Genomic DNA, 20,179 nt, shown 5'->3' on the forward strand with positions numbered 1-20,179 from the left:
CGTTTTTTCTGACGTATTTGCAGCATCCATCCCCGTTGCGGAGTAGAGCCCCATGACCCCCGAAGAGCATCTGAAAGCTGGTGATCCCAAGGCGGCGCTGGAGGCGCTGCAAGCCAAGATCCGCGCGGATGCGAGCAATCCGAAGCTGCGGGTGTTCCTGTTCCAGCTGTTGTGCGTGCTGGGCGACTGGAACCGTGCGATTGCCCAGCTGAAGGCGGCGGCGGGACTGGATGAAGGCGCCACGGTGATGGCACAGGCCTACCGCGAGGCGATCATCTGCGAGGTCTACCGCGAGAAGGTGTTTGCGGGTGAAAAGTCGCCGCTGATCCTGGGCGAGCCGGAAGAATGGCTGGCACATCTGATCGAGGCGCAGAAACTGCTGGCAACCGGCAATCCCAAAGAAGCCGCCGAGCTGCGCGCCAAGGCGTTTGATGCCGCGCCGGCCAGCCCGGGCGAAGTGAACGGCAAGCGGTTCGAATGGATTGCGGACGCCGACATGCGGCTGGGTCCGGTGCTGGAGGCGGTGATCAACGGCAAATACTACTGGCTGCCGTTTTCCAAGATCGTCGCCTTTGAGGCGGAAGAGCCGAGCGACCTGCGCGATGCGGTCTGGACAGCCGGCACGCTGACCCTGGCGGGCGGCGGTGAAGTGGCGGCAATGATCCCGACCCGTTATCCCGGCAGCGAGAAGGCCGACGGACTGTCGATGCTGGCACGCGCCACCGTGTGGGAGGATGCCGGCGAAGAAACTTATACCGGTCTGGGCCAGCGGCTGCTGGCGATCGGCGATGAGGACATTGCCATCATGGACGTGCGCACACTCCGGATGGATGGGCACGGCGAAGAGAATGGCTGACAAGACACTGGCCGAGCGCCTGCAGCCCTCGCTGCTGGACCGGCTGACCGACAATGCGCCTGGCGATCAGAAGGAAACCCGCGAGAGCCGGGTGATCGACCTTGTGCGGCTGCGGGAAATCATTCAGCGCGATCTGTCCTGGCTCTTGAACACCCAGAATGTCGAAAGCCATTTTGATGCGGAGAAATACCCGTCGGTGTCCAAGTCTGTGCTGAACTACGGGCTGATCGAGGTGGCGGGCGAGGCCTCGACCACCGAGAAGGCGGAGGCGATCCGCCGGTCGATCAAACGGGCGATTGCCACCTATGAGCCGCGGATCATCGAAGGCTCTGTCGACGTGCGCCTGCAGGATGGAACGGATGCGACCGAGATGACCGTGGGGCTGGAGATCCGCGCCGACATGTGGGCACAGCCGATGCCGCTGGAACTGTATCTGCGCAGCAAGGTTGATCTGACCACCGGCGAAGTTCAGATGGAAAGGGCCATGTGATGGATACACGGCTGCTGACCCATTACGAGAATGAGCTGAACTACCTGCGCGATATGGGCGCGGAGTTTGCTGCCGCCTATCCCAAGATTGCGGCCCGGCTGGGCATGGAAGGGGTCGAGGTTCTTGATCCTTACGTGGAGCGGCTGCTGGAAGGCGCCGCGTTTCTGACCGCGCGGGTGCAGCTGGAACTGGAGCTGCAGTATCCGAACTTCACCTCCAACCTTCTGGAAATCATCTACCCGCATTACTTGGCGCCGACGCCCTCGATGATGATCGCGGCGTTTGAGCCGGATGTGGCGAATTCGGCGGTGAAAAGCGGCTATGTGCTGAAGCGCGGATCGACCCTGCGCTCGCGGCTGACTGAGGGCGAGCAGACGCCTTGCGAGTTCCGCACCTCTGCCGATCTGACCATGTGGCCGATCCAGATCACCGAGGCGCAGTATATTGACGGGCGCGGCGAGCTGGTGGCGGCAGGGGTTGCCACCGGGTATGACGCGCGGGCAGGCATCCGGCTGCGCATCAAGCGGATCGACGGCGATCCGATCAGCAAGCTGGAGATGGACAAGCTGTCGCTGTACCTGACCGGCGAGGCGGGCAACAGCTGGCCGCTGCTGGAACTGCTGTGCACCCAGGTGCAGGGGATTGTCGCCCGCTCCACCGACCGGCGGGCCGACTGGCAGCTGCCGCTGCGCGGTGCCAAGGTGGCGCACAAGGGATTCAGCCCCGAGGAGGCGCTGCTGCCGCTGCCGCGCCGGGTCTATGACGGCTACCGGCTGCTGCAGGAATATTTTGCGATGCCGGAGCGGTTCCGCTTTGTCGAGCTGCAGGGGCTGCAGGCGGGCCTGGAGAAATCCGCGGGCGATGAGGTGGATCTTTATATCCTGCTGCGCGAAGGGATGCCGGAGATTGCGCCGATCGTGGTGCCAGAGGTGTTCAAGCTGAACGCGGTGCCGGCCGTGAACCTGTTCGAAAAGCGTTGCGACCGGGTGCGGATTTCGCCGATTGATACCGAGCATCATGTGATTCCGAACCGCACTGCGGGCCTCGATTTCGAGATTTACGGATTGCAGAGCGTGACCGGGATCAGCGGCGAGGGGGAGGATGACGTAATTTTCCGCCCGTTCTATTCCGCCAATGATTTCACCGCAGCAGGCGAGAGCCACCCGGCCTATTACACCGTCAAGCGGCGGATGCGGCAGCGGTCGGAGAAGGAGCGCCTGCGCGGGGTGCGCAGTTCCTATCTGGGATCGGAAGTGTTCCTGACGCTGGTGGACCGGGCGCAGGCGCCCTATTCCGCCGGGCTGGAGCAGCTGGCGGTCAACGCACTGTGCACCAACCGCGATCTGCCGATGCTGCTGGCGACCGGCAATGACGATGTATTCCACCTGCCCGAAGGCGGCCCGGTCAAGAAGGTGACGCTGCCGGTGTCGCCGACCCGGCCGCATCCCACCCTGGCGCAGGGCGATACCGCTTGGCGGCTGATTTCGCATCTGAGCCTTAACTATGTCTCAATCGCGGAAACCGGCAAGGGCCAGTCGGCGGAGGCGCTGCGCGAGCTGGTCGGGCTTTATGCGCCCTTGGGCGACCGGGTGACGGAAAAGCAGCTGGAGGGCATCCTGTCCGTCGGCGCCCGGCCCATCGTGCGGCGCATGACCGACGAGGTGCTGTCCACTGCGGTGCGGGGTCTCGAGATCACCCTGGGCTTTGACGAGAGTTTTTTCGAGGGCAGCAATATCTATGCGCTGGGAGCCGTGCTGGAGCGGTTCTTCCGCGGTTATGCCAGCATCAACTCGTTCACGGAGACCGTCCTGAAAACCGAAAAACGCGGGGAAATTGCCAGATGGCGACCGGAAAAGGGCCTCGGCCGGATGATCTGAGCCTCTATGGCCGGCTGGCCATGGACCCTGAAAAGCACCACGTTTTTCAGGCCCTGAGGGTATTGGAGGCGCATTTCGATGACGCCCCGCGCCTGGGCGAAAGCCGTCGGCCGCGGCAGGACCGGCTGCGTCTGGGGCAAGAGGCGGAACTGGCGTTTCCGCCCTCGACCATTGCCGCGTTCAAACCGGCGGAGGGGGACAAGCCGGCGGTGCTGACCAACCGGTTCTTCGGGCTGTTTGGCCCGCAAGGCCCGCTGCCGCTGCACCTGACCGAATACGCCCGCGACCGCAAACGCAACCACCGCGACCCGACGATGGTGGCCTTTGCCGATATGCTGACGCACCGGCTGATGAGCCTCTTGTACCGGGCCTGGACGCAAGGCTCGCCCGCGGTCAGCTTTGACCGGGCGGATGACCCGATGGCGCGCAAGGTGGCGTCGCTGATCGGTTACAACGGCTTCAAGTTCACCAGCCGCGACGACATGCCGGATCTGGCCAAGCTGCATTTTGCAGGCCATCTGGCGAAGGGGGCCAAGAACGCCGAGGGGCTGGTGTCGATCCTGTCGGCGTTTTTTGAGGTGCCGGTCTCCCTGGAGGAATATGTCGGCAGCTGGCTGGAGCTGGAGCCGGACGACCGCTGGCAGCTGGGCTATGGCGGGCTGGGGCAGACCACCAGCATCGGCGACAAGGTGTGGAGCCGCACCGCGAAATTCCGCATCCGCATCGGGCCGCTGAAACTGGAAGATTACGAACGGCTGCTGCCGGGCGGCGCGGCCCTGAACCGGCTGCGGGCAATTGTGCGGTCCTATGCCGGCGATGTGCTGGACTGGGATGTGAACCTTGTTTTGGCGGGCGACGAGGTGCCGCGGGCATCCTTGGGCGGCACCACGCGGCTGGGGCATACCAGCTGGGTGCGCTCGCGCCCGGATCCGGATGCGGATCAGCCGGATGTGAATGATTTGTACCTGTACCCGGGATTAGGCGCCGGGGCTGAGATGCCTGTAGAGGGAGGGATTTGAGATGACCGAGATCAGCCGCGTGGCGCTGTTTGGCAAATTGAACAAGCTGGGATACCAGGCCGTCGAGAGCGCAACCGTGTTCTGCAAGATGCGCGGAAACCCTTATGTGGAACTGGTGCACTGGATGCATCAGCTGCTGGCACAGCAGGACAGCGACATGCACCGGATCATCCAGCATTACGATCTGGACACCGGCAAGATTGCCAGCGAGCTGACCCGGGCGCTGGACATGCTGCCGCGAGGAGCCTCGACGATTTCGGACCTTTCGGACCATCTGATGGACGCGATGGAACGCGGCTGGGTCTGGGGCTCGCTGCTCTATTCCGCGGGCCAGGTGCGCAGCGGCCATTTGCTGCTGGGGATGCTGAAGACGCCGGCGCTGCGCAACATCCTGTCCAGCATGTCGCCGGAGCTGGCGAAGATTGGGGCTGATGACCTGGCCGATAACTTCCACGAGGCCACCGATGGCTCGCCCGAGGAACGGTTGGGGGCGCAGGACGGCTCTAATGTCACCGGCGGCGGGGCGGAACCGGGCGAGGCCTCGGGGTCGATGGCGCCGGGCGCGATGGGCAAGGGCGAGGCGCTGGAGCAGTTCTGCACCGACCTGACCGAACAGGCCCGCAATGGCGAGATCGACCCGATCGTGGGCCGGGATGAGGAAATCCGCCAGATCGTCGATATCCTGATGCGGCGGCGCCAGAACAACCCGATCCTGACCGGTGAGGCGGGCGGGGGTAAAACGGCTGTGGTCGAGGGCTTTGCGCTGCGGATCGCACGCGGCGACGTGCCGCCCGCTCTGAAGGATGTTCGCCTGTTGGTGCTGGACGTGGGTCTGCTGCAGGCCGGGGCCAGCATGAAGGGCGAGTTTGAAAACCGCCTGCGCCAGGTGATCGACGAAGTGCAGGCAAGCCCGACGCCGATTGTGATGTTTGTGGATGAAACGCACACGCTGGTCGGCGCGGGCGGCGCGGCAGGCACCGGCGATGCGGCAAACCTGCTGAAACCGGCGCTGGCGCGCGGCACCCTGCGCACCATCGGCGCCACCACCTGGGCCGAGTACAAGAAATACATCGAGAAAGACCCGGCGCTGACCCGCCGCTTCCAGGTGGTCAAGGTTGAGGAGCCGGGCATCCCGAAGGCGATCCTGATGATGCGCGGCATCGCCTCGATGCTGGAAAACCACCACCGGGTGCAGGTGCTGGACGAGGGGATCGAGGCCGCCGTCAGCCTGTCGGCGCGCTATATCCCGGCGCGGCAGCTGCCGGATAAGTCGGTGAGCCTGCTGGACACGGCCTGTGCGCGGGTCGCTGTCAGCCAGCACGCGGTGCCGGCCGAGGTCGATGACAGCCAGCGCCGGATCGAGGCGCTGACCACCGAGCTGGAGATCATCGGCCGCGACGAGACCGCGGGCTATGAGGTTGCCGACCGGCGCGAGGCGGTGGAAGCAGCCAAGGCTGCCGAAGAGGAACGGCTGGCAGGCCTGACCGAACGCTGGGACAAGGAAAAGGCGGTGGTCGAGGGCATTCTGGAACTGCGCGCCAAGCTCCGGGAGGGGGCCGCGCCCGTGGATGCTGCCCCAGATGCTGGGGACGACGCTGCGGAGGGCGCCGCCGATAGCCCGCTGTCGGATGAAGAACGCGCCAAGCTGATGCAGGAGCTGAAGGATAAGAACGCGGAGCTGGAAGCGCTGCAAGGAGACAGCGCGCTGATCCTGCCGATTGTCGACCATCAGGCGGTGGCCTCGGTCGTGGGTGACTGGACCGGCATCCCGGTGGGCCGCATGGTCAAGGACGAGATCGAGACCATCCTGAACCTGGAAGAGCGGCTGGCGCAGCGTGTGATTGGCCAGGATCACGCGATGAAGATGATCGCCAAGCGGATCCAGACCAGCCGCGCCGGGCTGGATAACCCAAACAAGCCGATTGGCGTGTTCATGCTGGCCGGTACGTCTGGCGTCGGTAAGACCGAAACCGCGCTGGCGCTGGCCGAGGTGCTGTACGGCGGGGAACAGAACGTCATCACCATAAACATGTCGGAATATCAGGAGGCCCATACCGTCAGCTCGCTGAAAGGCGCACCTCCCGGCTATGTCGGTTACGGCGAGGGCGGGGTGCTGACCGAGGCGGTGCGGCGCAAGCCCTATTCCGTGGTGCTGCTGGATGAGGTCGAGAAGGCGCACCCCGATGTGCATGAGATCTTTTTCCAGGTGTTCGACAAGGGCGTCATGGAAGACGGCGAAGGCCGCATCATCGACTTCAAAAACACGCTGATCCTGCTGACCTCCAACGTTGGCACCGAGACGATCATGGACTTGTGTTCCGATCCGGATCTGATGCCGGACCCGGAGGGCATGGCAAAGGCGCTGCGCGATCCGCTCTTGAAGGTGTTCCCGCCGGCGCTGCTGGGGCGTCTGGTGGCGATTCCGTACTATCCGCTCAGCCCGGAGATGATCGGCGAGATCACCAAGCTGCAGCTGGGCCGTATCCAGAAACGGGTGCAGGAGGCGCATGGGGTGCCGTTCGAATACACCGATGCTGTGGTCGAAGAGATCGTAAACCGCTGCCAGGAGCTGGACAGCGGCGGGCGGATGATCGACGCGATTGTCACCAACACCATGCTGCCGGAGATTTCCAATGAGTTCCTGCGCCGCCTGATGGAGGGTGCGGAGGTCGAGAAAGTCGCCATAGGCGTCAAGGACGGAGAGTTCACCTACGCATTCGAATGATCACACAATTTGGTAACAAGTGGGGAAGGAGTTCCTATGGTTAAACATGTTGTCATGGACATGAAGAACGTCGATGTCGGCGCGTCTGGGCTGGAGATGGTCAAGCCGCCCAAGCTGTCCTTCAAGGTTGTGGTCGAGCTGGACAAGAAAATGGAGAAGGGGGTCGAGAAAGACCCGCTTCTGCAGCAGGAGTTCCATGCCGGTGCCAGCGAGGTCTTTGAGCAGACCCGCGACACCATTGAGAAGAAGTGCAAGGTGTTCGACAAGGCCTTTGTCGAGATGGCCAACAAAGGCGCTGACAAGAAGGCGATGGAGAAGCAGCTGAAGGGGCTGAACGACGCCATCAAGAACGACATCAAGGTCGGCGAGAAGGCGGCGGAGCTGGCGGCGCAGAAGGCCTGGACCAATCTGCAGAAGAAAAAGAAGGAATGGTCCAAGTTTAAGATCAAGGTGGGGGTGTCAATTGCCGGCACTTTGGCCGGTCTGGCGGTGAGCATCGCGGCGATGGCAACCTCGCCGTTTTCCGGCGGTGCGGGCGCGGCCTTTGGCATCATCGGGCTGATCAAGTCCGGTGTTACGCTGGCCAAGGATATCGGCAAGCTGGCGATCAATATCGACCAGTCCAAGACCATCCTGGTGAAGAACCTGGCGGTGGTGGAAAAGGCGGCCTCCAACAAGGCGCTGAATGCCACCAACGAGGTGTCGGCGGCGGTGTTCCAGGAGTTTCTTGGCATCTCGCAGCCCTCGGTCAAGACGGTGGAGGATGCGGCGGATACGCTGAAGGCCAAGTACGCCCAGATGGTCGTCAAGATGCATGACCTGTCGAAGAACCTGAACAAGATCTTGAAGCAGCAGGAAAAGCTGAAAAAGGAGTTTCTGGCTGAGGTTGGCAAGAAGCTGAAAAAGCACCCTGTGAAGGACAAGAAGACGCAGCTGGTGATGATCAGCAAGGCGCTGGATACGGCGTTGGCGAAAAACTATGCCGAGGTGCAGAACGCGATCGACAAGATCCAGATCATGTATGCCGATGCCCGCGGCTGGGCCAACAACATCAAGGACCTGATGAAGCGGGTGAAGGCGCTGACGATCAAAGACCCCAAGGCGCTGAAGGTGTTCCGCGAAGGGCTGAAATTTGCAGCTCTGGCACTGTCGCCGATCGACGGCAACTCGATCGCCACCGGCGCCAAGGATCTGGCCCTGGGTGTGGGCGGCGCGGTGGGTGGCTACGCCTATGACAAAATCACCAGCAAGGTGCTGGACGGGACTGTGTTCGACGCGGCCTGAAACTGAAAAAGACCACCGGGCGCATTCTGCGCCCGGACAACTGAAAGACCGGTGGAGAAGTACCTTGGACAGCAGCGCGCAATCCGCAGAGACGCTTCGGGACAAGGCCCGCGAATTTGTCGAGCGCAGGTCGGTGACCAATGCCATTCTGGGCATCATCATCTTTAACGCCATCACGCTGGGCCTCGGCACCTCTGCTGCGGTGCGGGCGCATGCGGGCGGGCTGCTGGATGTGATCGACACCACCGTACTGGCAATCTTTGTGCTGGAGCTGGCGCTGAAGTTGTTTGCCTATGGCTGGCGGTTCTTTTCCTCGGCCTGGAATATCTTTGACCTTGTCGTCGTCTCCTTCGGCCTGTTCCCGGACAGCCAGGGCCTGTCGGCGCTGCGCGGCCTGCGGGTGGTGCGGGCGCTGCGGCTCTTGTCGGTCATTCCGCAGATGCGGGCGGTTGTGCAGGCACTGCTGGATGCCTTGCCGGGCATGGGCGCGGTGATTGTTATGATCTCCATCGTGTTCTACGTCTTCGGGGTGATGGCGACGATGATGTACGGCGCTGCCTTTGACGAATGGTTCGGCACGCTGGGCCGGTCGCTGTATTCGCTGTTCCAGATCATGACACTGGAAAGCTGGTCGATGGGCATCGTGCGCCCGGTGATGGAGGAGTTCCCCTTCGCCTGGTCGTTCTTTGTGCCGTTCATCGTGATCACCGCCTTTTCCGTTTTGAACCTGTTCATCGGCCTTTTGGTCAACACCATGCAATCCGCGGTGGAAGCGGATGCGGAGGCAGAGTTCGAGAAGCTGCGCGAACTGGTGAAGTCAGAGACAGATGTGGTGGATGAGCATGTCCGGGAGATGCATGAGGAGATCAAGGCGCTGCGGGCTGAGCTGGCCGAGCTGAAAGGGCAGGGCAATGGCTGACAGCTCGCAGAAATTCATCGCCCGGAACCGGGCGCCCAGGGTCCAGATTGAATATGACGTGGAGCTCTATGGCGCCGAGAAGAAGGTGCAGCTGCCCTTTGTCATGGGGGTGATGAGCGATCTGGTGGGCAAGTCCACGGTAGAGCAGCCCGCGGTGGCGGACCGCAAGTTCCTAGAGATCGACGTTGATAATTTTGATGAGCGGATGAAGGGCCTGGCGCCGCGCGCCGCCTTCACCGTGCCCAACACGCTGACCGGCGAGGGCAACCTGGCGGTGGATCTGACGTTTGAGAGCATGGCGGATTTCGCGCCCGGTGCGATTGCCGCCAAGGTGGATGCGCTGCGCCCGCTGCTGGAGGCGCGCATCCAGCTGCAGAACCTGATGGCCTATATGGACGGCAAAACCGGGGCCGAGACGCTGATCGAGACGATCCTGAACGACCCGTCGCTGCTGGCGGCGGTGTCTGCACCCGCCGCGGATGCAGAGAGTGCCGCGGCGCTGGACAGCCTGCGCAATCTGGAACTGCCGGAGGAAGAGGCGGACACCACGGGTGACGTGCTGGCCGGCCTTGCCGCGCAGGCGCCAGAAGATACCGCGCCTGAGGACACATCCGGCGGGGTTCTGGATGCGCTGCGCGACGCCGCGCCGGAAGCTGCGGAGCCGGAAGACACGTCAGCGGACGTGCTGGCCGGTTTGAGCGCGGCGGCGCCTGAGGACACAGACCAGCCGGATGAAGCCGCAGATGCCCTGGCGTCGCTGGCCGCGGCTGAGGTTCCGGAGACTGTTGAGGAAGATACCTCTGCGTCGGTGCTGGAGGGGCTGGCCCAGGCTGACCTTCCGGAAGAAGAGGAAGACACGTCCGGTGAGGTGCTGGCCGGGCTTTCCGCACAGGCCCCGGAAGAAGCTGAAGCAGAGGATGGGTCCGGCAGCGTTCTGGATGACTTGCGGGCTGCTGAGCCTGAGCAGGCTGAAACGGATGATGGGTCCGCTGATGTGCTGGCGGGCCTGAGCGCTGCCGCACCCGAAGAAGAAGACCAGGGCGATGAGGCCGGAGAGGCGCTGGCCTCGCTCGCGGGCGCTGAGGTTCCTGAGGCTGAAGAGGACGATCAGACGGATTCTGTCCTCGAAGGGCTGGCGCAGGCGGACCTCCCCGAAGAGGACGAGGACACCTCTGGCGATGTGCTGGCCGGGCTGGCGGCGCAGGATGTGGAGGAGGCGGCCGAAGAAGATACCGCGGGAGCGGCGCTGGAAAGCCTGGCGTCCGTTGAAGTGACTGACGCGGAAGACGAGGATCACGCTGGTGTGCTGGATGCGTTGGCGGATCTGGATGTGCCGGAAGAAGCCGATACGGCGGCTGATGATGCGCTGGAGAGCCTCGCCTCTGTCGAGATTGCGGAGGATGGCGAAGAAGACCATTCCGGCGTGCTGGATGCGTTGGCAGATGCAGCGGTGGAAGAGGATGAAGACACCGCAGCGGAGGATGCGCTCGAAAGCTTGGCCGCTTTGGAGACCGGCGATGACGCGGAAGAAGACACTGCGGGCGCAGCTTTGGAGAGCCTTGCGGCTGCGGATGTGCCGGACGCTGACGAGGAAGAGGACCATGCCTCGGTTCTGGATGAGCTGGCCGCGATCGAGGTGAAGGATGAGGCCGGTGATGCTGCGGGCGTCGCGCTGGAGAGCCTTGCAGCCGCAGAGGTGGCTGAGACTGAAGATGAGGACCATTCGGACATTCTGGAGGGGCTGGCAGATCTGGAACCGGACGCGGCTGAGGAGGAGGATGACTCTGGTGCGGCTTTGGAAAGCCTGGCTGCGGTGGATGTTGCCGAAGACGAAGATGACGATGTTTCCGATGTTCTGACCGGGCTTGCAGATACGGATCTGGCAGAGGAAGACAGCGGCGAAGAGGCCGCTGCGGCCCTGGAGAGCCTGGCGGACGCGGTTGTGTCCGATGATGAAGAAGACGCCGGACTGGACGATGTGCTTGATGGGCTGCTGCAGGAGGCGCCCGGGGAGGACGAAACCGCCAGCGATACCGAAGATGCGCTGGAAAGCCTCGCCGCAGTTGAGATCGAAGATGCGGAAGATGACGGCTCCGATGATATTCTGGACGGTCTGCTTGACGCTGCGCCAGAAGAGGAAGACGCGGAAGGCGACGATCTGAGCGCTGTTCTGGACGGTCTTGATGCGCCCGAAGAAACCGGAGAGGCGGAGGATGCCGGGGATATCCTGGCCGGGCTGGCAGAGGGCGCGCCTGAGGAAGACACTAATGCTGGCACTGATCTGGATGACATCCTGGGCGGTCTTGAGGAACCGGAGGACGACGCCGGCGAAGAGGATCTGAGCGCGGCGCTGGATACGCTGGAGGCTCCTGAAGACGCTGAAGCAGACGACGGCGGTCTGGATGATCTGCTTGCGGATCTTGGTAGTGATGAACCGGAAGAGGCCGCGGAGGATGGCGCTGATGATGTGCTGGCAGGCCTCGCGGAGGCTGGCGTTGAAGATGAGGCGGAAGAAACCGCCGAAGACAGCGATCTGGACAGCCTTTTGGGAGACCTGGGCGGCGAGGATGATGCCGCGGACGAACTTGATGCGCTTATGAGCGGTGCAGAGGAAGAGACCGTAACTGAGGCCGCTGACGGCGAAGACAGTTTGGATGATCTTCTGGGCAGTCTGGATGCGGCTGAAGAGGAAGACACAGACAGTTCTGATCTTGATGCGCTTTTGGCTGGCGATGAGGACTCCGCAGGCGCGGAGGATGATCTGGACGCCTTGCTGGGCGGATTGGACGAGCCGGAAGAGAGTGCCCCGGAAGAAACGGATAGCAGCGCGGACGCCGGTGAGGATGACCTGGACGCGCTGCTTGGCGGTCTGGATGAGGACGAGGCCGGCGGGGACGCCAGCCTGGATGACCTGCTGGGCGATCTTGGCAGCGATGAGGAAGACGACGGCGATCTGGATGGTCTGCTGGCAGGGCTTGGCGAGGAAGCGGAAGCCGAAGAGGCAGAGGACGCGGACAGTGCCGAAGACGACCTCGATGCGCTGCTGGGCGGTCTGGGGGACGCAGATGCGGATCTTGACAGCCTGATGGGCGGTGACAGCGGGGATATGGACCTGGATGATCTGCTTGGCGATTTAGGCGGTGACGACGAGGACACCGCCGAGGCCGGCGGCGATGATCTGGATGCGCTGCTTGGGGATCTGGACGAGGGCGGCGATGAACCGGCTGAGGCAGAGGCCTCAGATGAGCCAGAGTTTGCCTATGGCACCATGAGCGCGGAGCGGCCGGCTGCGCAGAAGCTTGAGCGCAAGCGGTTCCGGATGGCGATCCTGGGCGACTTCTCAGGCCGCGCGGCCAAGGGGATTATCGAAACTGGCGATGCGCTGGCAGCGCGCAAGGCGGTGCTGCTGGATCCGGATACGGTTGAGGACGTGATCGAGAGCTTCGCCACCGAACTGGTGCTGCCGATCGGCAAGGACGGTGCGGGCATTGCGGTCAAGCTGGAGGACCTGGACGGGCTGCACCCGGATGAGCTGTATGAAAACGTGGAGCTGTTTTCCGAGCTGGTTGGCCTGCGCAAGCAATTGCAAAGCGGTGCAACGGCGGATCATGCGGCGGGGACGCTGAAAGCCTGGGCGGAGAAATTCGGCACCAAGGCGCGGGCGCCGAAACGGACTTCAGCCGGGAATTCGGTGCCGGCTGACAAGCGGCTGAGCGCCTTCCAGCAACTGATCGGTGATACCGGCAACACGCTGCGCGAGGCCTCGCCGGTGGAGGATTTGCTGGCGCGCGTTGTGGGGCCGCATATCCGGGTGCTGCCGGACCCTGATGTCACGGCGATGCAGAAGGCAGTGGATGAGGCGCTGTCAGATGCGATGCGGCTGGTGCTGCATCACCCGGAGTTCCAGTCGGTGGAAGCGCAGTGGCGCTCGCTGGATCTGATGGCGCGGTCGATCGAGGCGGACGATACGCTGGATGTGATGCTCTATGACATCTCGGCAGAGGAGCTGGCGGCGGATCTGGCCGCCGAAGACGACTTGTCCAAGACCGGTTTCGTGCGGCTGTTGACCGAGGAACCCCTGGACGAGGAGAACGGGCGCGGCGGCTATTCGGCGCTGATCGGGATGTATCAGTTCGAGGAAACCCCGCCGCATGCCGAATTGCTGGGCCGGATCGCGCGGGTGGCGGCGCATGTGGACGCGCCTTTCTTTGCCTCCATTTCGCCGGAGTTCCTGAAAACGCCCAAGGCGGAGCGTCCCAAGCTAGTGGCCGATGCCTGGAACACGCTACAGGGGATGGCGGAGGCAGGCCATCTGGGGTTGGCCAGCCCGCGGTTCCTGCTGCGCAGGCCTTATGGTGAAAAAACCGATCCCTGCTATGAGTTTGATTTCGAGGAGTTTACCGAAACGGAAGGCCTGAAGGGTATGCTTTGGGCCAATCCGGTGGTGCTGGTGGCGATCCTGCTGGGGCGGTCGTTCACGGAACACGGGCCGTCGCTGCAGCTGGGTAAAATTATGTCTCTGGGAGGGATGCCCTATCATTATGTGAACGACAAGTTCGGCGACCAGGTGGCGCTGCCCTGCACCGAGCGCAATATCGATCTGGACAAGATCGCATTGGCGCAGGAACGCGGGTTCATGGCGGTGAGCGCGGTCAAGGGGCGGGACGAGGTGCGGCTGACCTCGTTCAACTCTCTGAAGGGCGGCGAGATTCTGGGGCCCTGGACCGGATTGCCGGCGCCGGAGCCCTCGCCGCCGGATCCGCGCGGGCTGCCGAAGCCCAAACCGCCTGCGGATAGCGGCGGTGATGAAGACGAAGACCTGGATCTTGATTTGGATTTGGGCGGAGACGATGAGGACGATCTCGGCCTGGATGATCTTGATTTCGGAGGCGATGACGGGGATGACGATGGCCTCGGGGATCTGGATGACTTGTTGTCGTCGTTTGGGGATGACGATGATGACGACGGTGGGGATGATGATGACGAAATGGATGCGGACCTCGCCGCGCTTTTGGATGATTTGTGATGCGAATGTTTGAGAACACTGCCGGCGATTACCGGCTCCGTTCCCGTCACGGAAAGGAGGAGACATGGTTGTAAGCAAGGGCCATGAAAATGACCTCGCCTGGATGTCGGGGACATATTCCACCGACGGCCTGATGATGAGCCGGGCGATTGTGCGCGAAGGGCTTAGCAAGCTCACCGAGACAACGATCGAGTTTGCTGCGACCAAGGCCCAGCCCAAGCTGGAAGACCTGGTCGGCAAGCAGATGAACGTGCATGTGATGCGCCAGCAGACGGAGCATCAGTTCAACGGCATCTGCGTTTCGGTTGAGCATCTGGGGTTCCGCAATGGGTACGAGATGTTCGTGGCCGAGGTGCGCCCCTGGTTCTGGATGCTGACGCGGACCTGCGATTTGCGGGTGTACCAGGACAAGAGCACGGTCGAGATCATCAAGCAGCTGTTCGGCGAATACGGCTTCAGCGATTTTACTGACAAGCTGAGCGATAGCTATGAGAAGCGGGAATATTGCCTGCAGTACCGCGAGAGCGACTTTGATTTCCTGTGCCGCCTGATGGAGGAAGAGGGGATCTACTACTACTTTGAGAGCCCGGTCGGGGAGACTTCGCGCGAGAAGCTTATTCTGTGCGACGGGGTCAGCGGCCATTCTCCGATCAGCGGCGGATCAACCGTTGAATTTCACGCCCGCGATGACAGCGACAGGCGGCGCGAAGAGCATATTTCCGAGTGGACCAAGGATGAGCGCGTGACCCGCGGCAAGGTTACGCTGAACGATTTTGACTTCCTGACGCCGTCAGCGGATCTCAAGGCCACATCGTCTATCCAGAAGGGCCAGCATTCCTACAAGAGTTACGAGGTCTACGACTACCAGGGGCATTACCGGAAGAATTCCGGCCTGGGCAACAAGCTGGCGCGGGTGCAAATGGAGGCCGAGGCCATCAAGCACATCCGCTGGCGCGGAGCCTCCAGCGTGCCGACTTTGGTCACGGGCTGCACCTTTACCATGAAAGAGCACCCGGTGAGCGAAAACAACAAGGAGTACCTGGTGATTGATGCGGAGCATCACATCAAGGTGGCTTGGGACTATGGCGAGCGGGAAAGCCAGAAGAAGAAGGAAGTTGCGACCAAAGGCGCGATGCGCCGCGACCTGAAGCCGAGGAACATGGAAGTGCCGGAGGAGATGGAGCACGATGTCTATGCCTCCACCTTTGGTGCGATCCTGAAAGCCGATCAGTTCCGGGCGCCGCTGGTGACACCCTGGCCCGAGGTGCAGGGTCTGCAGACGGCCACCGTGGTGGGCCAGAGCGGCGAGGAAATCTGGACCGACGAGCATGGCCGCATCAAGATTCAGTTCCATTGGGACCGCGAGGGCAAGAAAAACGAAACATCCTCGTGCTTTGTTCGGGTGATGACGCCTTGGTCCGGCAAGAATTGGGGCATGGTGGCCGTTCCGCGGATGGGACAGGAGGTTGTGATCCAGTTCGAGGACGGCAACCCTGACCGGCCGATCTGCACCGGCATGCTTTACAATGCCGAAACGATGCCGCCCTATACCTACCCCGCTGATCAGACCCAGCTGGGGATTAAGACCAATTCGTCAAAGGGCGGGGGCGGCTATAACGAGCTGATGTTCGACGACAAGAAAGACAGCGAACTGATGCGGGTGCAGGCCGAGAAGGATCACCAGATGCTGGTCAAGGACCGCTCAACGGTGACGGTGGGGCTGGATGCGCCCGACCCCGAAGTGACCTCTGCGGATGAGAAGAGCTATGTGTTCACGGTCCAGCAGCATATGACTGAAACCGTGCACCAGGGCGACCGGACTGAAGTCGTTGAGACCGGCGACAAGTCCGAGACCATCCAGACCGGCAACATGACCCTGGATGTGGATACCGGCAATCTGACCGAGACCATCGCCAAGGGGAACCATTCGGAAACCGTGTCGCTGGGCAATCTGACAGTGGATGTGACCGCGGGCAAGATCGCGATGAGCGCGGGCCAGGAGATCAAGCTGACCGTGGGTGCGTCGGAGGTGAAGATCGACAACTCCGGGGTCAGTATCAAAGGGCCGATGATCAAGATCGAAGGCACCGGTATGGTTGAGGCAAAAGCGCCGATGACCACCGTCAAAGGCGAGGCCATGCTGACCCTGAAGGGCGGCCTCACGATGATCAACTAGGCGGGTGCAGATGTCGGCAAGATTTGAAAAGCTGGTGAAAATGCCTGCTGACCCGGTGGCCAAGCTGCTGTCGCGGGCAAATGTCATCCTGAAGACCCCGCTGGAGGCGCCGCCTACGGCGCTGGCGGGGGTTGTGCTGGAAGAGCTGGAGCGCAAGGGCGCATTGGTCGATCTCTTGCGCACGCTGGCGGTGCTGCTGCCCCCGCGGGAGCGGGTGTGGTGGGCCTGCCTGGCAGCGCGCGATTACATCGGGCCGCGCTCCGACAAGGACCCTGCCTCGCTGACCGCGTCGGAGGCCTGGGTGTTCGATCCCACGGAAGAGAACCGCGACAAGGCGCGGATCACCCTGGATCATGCCTATGTGGATGATGACACAGTGAATTGCGCGCTGGCGGTGCTCTATGCGGCCGGAACGCTGGGACCCGGAGAATTGAATCAATATCCTGCCCCGGCAGGGGCCTCTGAGGCGGCTGCCTTTGCCATGAATATGGTGGCCTTGGGTCAATTGTCTGATAAGTTTGAAGAACACGGCGCCGTTCTAATAGAGCGGGCGCTGGATATTGCGCGCGGCGGCAAAGGGCAGGTGATCGAGGTCCCGCTGCACGCCGCGCAGGACTGAAAGGGAGGATGAACAGATGGGAATGCCACAGGCCCGGGTGACGGATCTGCATGCCTGCATGCTGCCCTCCACCCCGCCGCCGCCGGTGCTGCCGGTGCCGACACCGATTCTGCCGCCTTGCGCGGTGACTGTGCTGGTGGCCAATCTGCCGGCCGCGCGGCTTACCGACATGTGCACCGCAGCGCCATCACCGCACCCGATCATCAAGGGGTCGGCAACGGTGCTGATCAACAACCTGCCGGCCGCGCGCATCCTCGACAGCACCGCCTGCGGCGGCATGGTTGCCAAGGGTGAAGTCACCGTTCTGGTGGGAGGATAAGCCCAGGCATGGGAGTGACACTGAAATTCCAGAGCTCGGGCGCGATGCCCGGCGATGCGGCCCCTGTTCCGATGCGGGGGCCGAGCCTGACGGTGGGGCGCGGTGCCAGCTGTGACTTGGTGCTGCCGGACCCGGACCAGATGCTGTCGCGCAATCACTGTGTGATCGAGGATCACAATGGCAATGTGGTGGTGGTCGACCTTAGCTCCAACGGCACCTTTCTGAACTATTCGAAGATCCCGCTGGGCCGCACCCCGACGCCGCTGAACAACGGCGATGTGCTGTGCGTCGGCAATTATGAGCTGGTGGTGGAAATCCGCGATGACCTGGCCGATGTCGGCGACATGATCGCGGCACCCGCGGCGCAAGGGGCAGCCTCGCACGGGAATGCGGCCAATGCGCCTGACCCCTTGCAGCTGCTTGAGGATGCGGGTCCGGGCGGCGATTTCCTGGATGACTTGCTGGGCGAAGGGCCGAAGGGGCCTGCGCAGTTCACCCCGGTGGACCCGATCGACGAGCTTTTGCCGCCCTTGGGTGAGGACGAGGATCCATTCTTCCAGAAGGCCAGCGACGGGCGCGAAGGGGAGGGGGCGAGCCTGCCCAATCACAATCCGACCGCCTCGGACGGGTTTTCAGCACCCGCGTCGCAGTCCAGCCTGATCCCCGACGATTGGGATGATGATTTCCTGTCCGGCATCGGCGAGCCGGAAAATCCGGTTCCCCAGCCGGACCCTCAGCCTGCACAGCCCCCGCGCGAGGTGCCGCAGCCGCCAACCGAGGTCCCGCCCACGGCCCCGCCGCAAGAAGCACCGCCCGCGCCGCCGCAGGAGATCCCGCCGCAGCAGGACACAGCAGAGAAGACAATCGCGCCTGCCGCTGCGCCTTCGCAAGAGGCACAGGAAGCGGTAGAAGCGTTTCTAAAAGGGGTCGGCGCAGACGTCGGCCTCGATCCGGCGGAGCACGCCAGCACCATGGCGCGGATGGGCCGGGTGATGAAGACGCTGGTCACGGGCCTGCGTGAAATCCTGATGACGCGGACCTCAATCAAATCCGAGTTCCGCATTGAGCAGACGATGATTTCTGCCGGCGGAAACAACCCGCTGAAATTCTCGATCACGCCGGAGCAGGCCATCGAGGCGATGGTGCGCCCGGCGACCAAGGGCTACCTGTCGCCTGAGACTGCCGCCGAAGAGGCGCTGCGGGATATCAAGGCGCATGAAGTAGCGATGGTCACCGGCATGGAGGCAGCGCTGAAAGGCGTGCTGAAGCGGCTCGACCCCAAGGCGCTGGAAGCGCAGATCGAGGACAAGGGCGGCTTTACCGGCCTCTTGCGCGGCAAGAAGGCGCGGTACTGGGATGTATACGAGCAGCTTTATGCGGAGATTTCCGACCAGGCTGAGAATGATTTTCACGACCTGTTCAGCCGCGAATTTGCGCGGGCCTACAAGGACCAGCTGGACAGGCTGAAGGAATGACCGGCACCGCGCCCTGCGCGTGTGCCCGCAAGTAAGAGGAGATCCCGGTGTCCTGGGACAGCAAGGTACTTTGGACGGAGGGGCTGTTTCTGCAGCCGCACCATTTCCAGCAGTCCGACCGCTACAATGAGGCGCTGGTCAGCGGACTGGCGCGGCGGCTGAGCCCCTATGCCTGGGGCGTGAACGGGCTGGAAATCGACCATGAGGCGCTGAAGATCGGCCAGTTCGCGGTGAAGTCCTGCGAGGGGCTGACCCATGACGGCACCGTGTTCCGGGTGCCGATGGCGGACCCGCATCCGCCGGCGATGGAAGTGCCGACCACCGTCAAGGACTGCATTGTCTACCTGACCGTGCCGCAGCGCCGGCAGGGGGCGACCGAGGTGGATCTGAGCGGCGCCGAACGCTCAGCCAGCCGCCTGCGCCCCGACAAGGTTGAAGTGACCGACGTGACCTCGACCGAGCGCAAGCCGGTGGAGCTGGACGTGGGGAAGATGCGCCTGCAGTTTGCGCTGGAGGTGGATGATCTGGCTGATCTGCTGGCGGTCCCGGTGGCGCGCATCATCGAGGTGCGCCCCGACAAGGAGATCGTGCTGGATCAGGCATTCATCCCGTCTTGTCTGGACATCAGGGCGTCGCAGGCGCTCAGCGGTTTCCTGCGTGAGCTGGAGGGGCTTCTGGCGCACCGGATGGAGGCGCTGGCGGGCCGCCTGTCAGAGGCGGGCGGCGCCCGCGGTGTGGCGGATGTGTCGGATTTCATGCTGCTGGCAGTGGTGAACCGGATGCTGCCGCAGGTGCGCCACCTGCGCAACATCGAGAACCTGCACCCGGAACGGCTGTTCACCACCTGCGCAGGCATGGCGGGCGAGCTGTCGGTGTTCATGTCGACGGAAAAACAGGCGCCGGAATTTCCGCCCTATACCCACGACAATCTGGTCGAGTGCTTTGCGCCGGTGATCCGGGTGCTGCGCCAGTATCTGAGCTCTGTGCTGGAGCAGACCGCAATTCCGATCAAGCTGGAAGCGCGCAAATACGGCATCTCGGTGGGGGTCATCGCCGACCGCAAGCTGTTGGGCAACGCAGGCTTTGTACTGGCGGTCAGTGCCGACATCCCGGCCGAGGACGTGCGCAAGCATTTCTCGGGCCAGGCCAAGATCGGCCCCGTCGAGGAAATCCGCCAGCTGGTGAACTCGGCCCTGCCGGGGATCACCCTGCGCCCCTTGCCGGTGGCGCCGCGGCAGATCCCCTATCATTCCGGCGTGGTCTATTTCGAGATGGATGCGGACAGCCCCTATTGGCGCAAGATGACCACCTCGGGCGGTATCGCGGTGCATGTGTCGGGACAGTATCCGGGGCTCAAGATGGAGCTTTGGGCGATCCGTAATGCATAAGGGAAG

General features: G+C 62.9%; 13 protein-coding genes and 1 pseudogene. All 14 read left to right on the forward strand.

The features are described from left to right. Positions 1-52: 52 nt before the first annotated feature. The 14 genes and pseudogenes from RA25_RS11820 (at position 53) to tssK (ending at position 20,173) form a co-directional block, all read left to right on the forward strand. Positions 53-856, forward strand: coding sequence for a type VI secretion system accessory protein TagJ (locus RA25_RS11820; RefSeq protein WP_039150167.1), 804 nt, complete (start codon positions 53-55; stop codon positions 854-856). Continuing rightward, on the forward strand, positions 849-1,346 hold the full coding sequence (gene tssE / locus RA25_RS11825; protein WP_019294622.1) for a type VI secretion system baseplate subunit TssE: 498 nt from the start codon (positions 849-851) through the stop codon (positions 1,344-1,346). Before RA25_RS11820 ends, tssE begins: the two co-directional genes overlap by 8 nt. Continuing rightward, complete coding sequence (gene tssF, locus RA25_RS11830; RefSeq protein WP_019294623.1) at positions 1,346-3,223, forward strand: type VI secretion system baseplate subunit TssF; 1,878 nt, start codon at positions 1,346-1,348, stop codon at positions 3,221-3,223. The genes tssE and tssF overlap by 1 nt, the downstream gene beginning before the upstream one ends. Next, a complete protein-coding gene (gene tssG, locus RA25_RS11835; RefSeq protein WP_039150170.1) occupies positions 3,187-4,242 on the forward strand; it encodes a type VI secretion system baseplate subunit TssG in 1,056 nt (351 codons plus the stop codon). The genes tssF and tssG overlap by 37 nt, the downstream gene beginning before the upstream one ends. Before the next feature lies 1 nt (position 4,243). Then, a complete protein-coding gene (tssH, locus tag RA25_RS11840; RefSeq protein WP_039172519.1) occupies positions 4,244-6,967 on the forward strand; it encodes a type VI secretion system ATPase TssH in 2,724 nt (907 codons plus the stop codon). A gap of 36 nt (positions 6,968-7,003) precedes the next feature. Further along, positions 7,004-8,251, forward strand: coding sequence for a hypothetical protein (locus tag RA25_RS11845; protein WP_237754623.1), 1,248 nt, complete (start codon positions 7,004-7,006; stop codon positions 8,249-8,251). A 64-nt stretch (positions 8,252-8,315) separates the two neighbouring features. Then, entirely contained in the window at positions 8,316-9,170 is an 855-nt protein-coding gene (locus tag RA25_RS11850; protein WP_019294627.1) for an ion transporter, read from the forward strand. Continuing rightward, positions 9,163-9,660: pseudogene (tssB, locus tag RA25_RS23255) on the forward strand (type VI secretion system contractile sheath small subunit); the annotation flags it as partial. The gene RA25_RS11850 and the pseudogene tssB, both read left to right, overlap by 8 nt. 1,083 nt (positions 9,661-10,743) lie before the next feature. Further along, a complete protein-coding gene (locus RA25_RS23470; protein ID WP_342586129.1) occupies positions 10,744-14,196 on the forward strand; it encodes a type VI secretion system contractile sheath domain-containing protein in 3,453 nt (1,150 codons plus the stop codon). Positions 14,197-14,260: 64 nt separating this feature from the next. After that, on the forward strand, positions 14,261-16,372 hold the full coding sequence (locus RA25_RS11860) for a type VI secretion system Vgr family protein (protein ID WP_039137223.1): 2,112 nt from the start codon (positions 14,261-14,263) through the stop codon (positions 16,370-16,372). Between the two features lie 10 nt (positions 16,373-16,382). Continuing rightward, on the forward strand, positions 16,383-16,991 hold the full coding sequence (locus tag RA25_RS11865) for a DUF6931 family protein (RefSeq protein WP_039137220.1): 609 nt from the start codon (positions 16,383-16,385) through the stop codon (positions 16,989-16,991). A 16-nt stretch (positions 16,992-17,007) separates the two neighbouring features. Next, positions 17,008-17,310, forward strand: coding sequence for a PAAR domain-containing protein (locus RA25_RS11870; RefSeq protein WP_039137217.1), 303 nt, complete (start codon positions 17,008-17,010; stop codon positions 17,308-17,310). An 8-nt stretch (positions 17,311-17,318) separates the two neighbouring features. After that, the gene (gene tagH, locus RA25_RS11875; RefSeq protein ID WP_039137214.1) at positions 17,319-18,785 is read left to right on the forward strand and encodes a type VI secretion system-associated FHA domain protein TagH; all 1,467 of its coding nucleotides are present in this window, start codon (positions 17,319-17,321) and stop codon (positions 18,783-18,785) included. Between the two features lie 47 nt (positions 18,786-18,832). Further along, positions 18,833-20,173 (forward strand): type VI secretion system baseplate subunit TssK, encoded by a 1,341-nt coding sequence (gene tssK / locus RA25_RS11880; protein ID WP_039137211.1) that lies wholly within the window; start codon positions 18,833-18,835, stop codon positions 20,171-20,173. Positions 20,174-20,179: the final 6 nt, after the last annotated feature.

It is taken from the genome of Leisingera sp. ANG-S5, from assembly GCF_000813925.1.
Classification (GTDB): domain Bacteria; phylum Pseudomonadota; class Alphaproteobacteria; order Rhodobacterales; family Rhodobacteraceae; genus Leisingera.

What these genes read in the sequence shown, in the direction of transcription:
- RA25_RS11820 (WP_039150167.1), top strand. Translation starts at nt 53, where the DNA reads ATGACCCCCGAAGAGCATCTGAAAGCTGGTGATCCCAAGGCGGCGCTG.
- tssE (WP_019294622.1), top strand. Translation starts at nt 849, where the DNA reads ATGGCTGACAAGACACTGGCCGAGCGCCTGCAGCCCTCGCTGCTGGAC.
- tssF (WP_019294623.1), top strand. Translation starts at nt 1,346, where the DNA reads ATGGATACACGGCTGCTGACCCATTACGAGAATGAGCTGAACTACCTG.
- tssG (WP_039150170.1), top strand. Translation starts at nt 3,187, where the DNA reads ATGGCGACCGGAAAAGGGCCTCGGCCGGATGATCTGAGCCTCTATGGC.
- tssH (WP_039172519.1), top strand. Translation starts at nt 4,244, where the DNA reads ATGACCGAGATCAGCCGCGTGGCGCTGTTTGGCAAATTGAACAAGCTG.
- RA25_RS11845 (WP_237754623.1), top strand. Translation starts at nt 7,004, where the DNA reads ATGGTTAAACATGTTGTCATGGACATGAAGAACGTCGATGTCGGCGCG.
- RA25_RS11860 (WP_039137223.1), top strand. Translation starts at nt 14,261, where the DNA reads ATGGTTGTAAGCAAGGGCCATGAAAATGACCTCGCCTGGATGTCGGGG.
- RA25_RS11865 (WP_039137220.1), top strand. Translation starts at nt 16,383, where the DNA reads ATGTCGGCAAGATTTGAAAAGCTGGTGAAAATGCCTGCTGACCCGGTG.
- RA25_RS11870 (WP_039137217.1), top strand. Translation starts at nt 17,008, where the DNA reads ATGGGAATGCCACAGGCCCGGGTGACGGATCTGCATGCCTGCATGCTG.
- tagH (WP_039137214.1), top strand. Translation starts at nt 17,319, where the DNA reads ATGGGAGTGACACTGAAATTCCAGAGCTCGGGCGCGATGCCCGGCGAT.